The organism is Trueperaceae bacterium (assembly GCA_019454765.1).
Taxonomy (GTDB): Bacteria; Deinococcota; Deinococci; order Deinococcales; family Trueperaceae; genus JAAYYF01.
The window spans coordinates 1-2,107 of record JACFNR010000089.1 but is presented as its reverse complement, the minus strand read 5'-3'; the positions used below and the strand labels follow the sequence as shown (position 1 = coordinate 2,107).

The following is a 2,107-nucleotide window of genomic DNA, read 5'->3' as shown; positions in this document are numbered from 1 at the left end:
GCGAGGTCCCCGGCGTGGGCGCCGTCAAGCTGGGGCGCTACGGGGCGCGCTTCCTCGCCGTGTTGGCGGGCGTGTGATGTGTGGGTGGGGCGCGGTCGCCAAGGAGCGGGGTCAGGCGGGAATCGGCACGTGGAGCGCCCTTATCAGGTGGGGTGGGAGCCCGACTCGAGATTTGCCGAGAACTTTACTAACGGCCTCCGTTAGTAAGGTTCTTTGGGAATCGGCTATCGACTTCCGTGGGACCTGAGAAGACACTCGACCTGCCCTGGCCCGCGGCGAACCGCGAGGAACTCCCGTGGAGTGGTGGCGAACCGACGTCGCAATCGCGCCTACCCGTCCCGGACGGCGCCGTCCTCCACGGCAAGTACTGGGCGACTGTCGCGGCGCAGATCGCCGCCGCTCCGACGCCACGGCTCGGCGCAGCCACGGCCAGACTCGAGCGCGTCGCCAACGAGATCGTGCGCTTCGACGAGGCCACCGCCGCGAGACGACGCCCGTGGCTCGGGGCGCTGCACCAGGTCGAGGCAAGGAGCAGCGCGCGGCTCGCGCTTGTCATCAGTGAACCGCTCCACTACTGGGAGGCCAAGGTCCGCAACAAGGGGTCGGCCGGCGGTCAGGTCGTCGCCAGGATAGAACGGGCCGCCGAACGGGCGCTCGAGCTCGCCGCTGCCGGTGGCTCACTGACCGCCGCCGGCGTCCTCGAGTTGCACGGACTGGCTCAGTTCGGGGGCAGGCCGGGGTGGCGCAGCGAGCAGCATTGGGTCGACGACCCGGTGTGGCAGGACGCCCAGGCGGCCTACTTCCCGACCCCGCCGGAGCGCGTCGCCGCTGCTATCCACGACCTCGTGGCCTTCGCCTCGCGTCAGGATGTGCCGGCCCTGCTGCATAGCGCCCTGCTCCACGCCCAGTTCCTGACCGTCCGACCGTTCGCCGACGGCAACGGTCGCGTGGCCAGGCTCGTGGTGCATGCACACCTCCGCGCGAGGGGTCTGACCAGGCACGCGGTGCTGCCGCTATCCGCGGCGCTCCTCGGCGTTCGCGCCGAGATGCCGGGCGCGGTGGCGGAGTACCGGGCCGGTCGTGCCGGCCCCGCGGTCGCACTGTTCGTGGAGGCCGCGGCGCGAGCCGTCGAGCACGCCCGGAACGTGCAGGGCACCATGGACGCGCTCGCCGACAGGCTCGAGGCGCGCATCGAACACGCTGAACGAGGATCGACCGTCCGCCGGCTCCTCCAGCTCGTGCTCGACCGGCCGCTGTTCAAAGCCCGCGAGACTGCCGAGCGCCTTGGCACGACCCGGCCGACCATCTACGCCGCGGCGCGAGCGCTCGAGGCGGCCGGGATCATCGAGCCGCTCGACGACTCGGTCAGAAGGGGGCGCGCCTGGGTCGCGCCAGAGGTGGTCGAAGCGCTCCGCGCCTGACGGCGAGTGCGCAGCGTCGACTCAACGCACCTCGCTGCCGTCCGGCAGGTCGCGCTCGAGCGTGACGAGACCGAGCGTGCCGTCCGGACCCTCGCCCGAGAGGATCATGCCCTGGCTGACGATGCCGCGCAGCTTGACGGGCTTGAGGTTGGCCACCGCCACGAGCTTCTTGCCCACCAGCGCGGCGGGGTCGTAGTGCGCCTTGATGCCGCTCACGATGGTGCGCGTCTCGGCGCCCATCCGCACCGTCAGCACGAGGAGCTTGTCGGCGTTGGGGTGCTGCTCCGCCTTCTCGACCGTGACCACGCGCAGCTCGAGCTTGCCGAAGTCGCCGTACTCGATCTCGTCCTTGTGTTCCAGCGCGGCTGGGGCAGCCGCCGCACCGCCTCCCAGTTGCTCCGCCAGGCCGGCCAGGTCGATGCGCGGGAAGAGCGGGTCGCCCGGCTGCGTTAGCGTGCCCGCGGGCACCTCACCCCAGCGAGCGGCCGACGCCAGGTCGTGGTGGTCGTCCGTCAACCCCAGCTGGCGGCGCAGCTCCACCGCGCGCTCCGGGATGACGGGCTCGAGCAGCACCGACGCGCAGCGCAACGCCTCGACGAGCGTGTTGAGCACGGTGTCGAGCCGCGCGGCCGTGGCCTCCTCGCGGGCGAGCTCCCACGGCTTGGTGTCGGCGATGTACTTGTTGG

2 protein-coding genes are annotated in these 2,107 nt (G+C 71.5%); one reads left to right on the top strand and one right to left on the bottom strand.

Annotated features, from left to right (window positions below):
* Positions 1-236 precede the first annotated feature (236 nt).
* Entirely contained in the window at positions 237-1,421 is a 1,185-nt protein-coding gene (locus tag H3C53_13365) for a Fic family protein (protein ID MBW7917656.1), read from the top strand.
* 21 nt (positions 1,422-1,442) lie between these two features.
* Here the strand turns inward: H3C53_13365 and metG are convergent.
* Positions 1,443-2,107 (bottom strand): methionine--tRNA ligase subunit beta (metG, locus tag H3C53_13360; protein ID MBW7917655.1); only part of this gene is annotated, 665 nt, incomplete at its 5' end.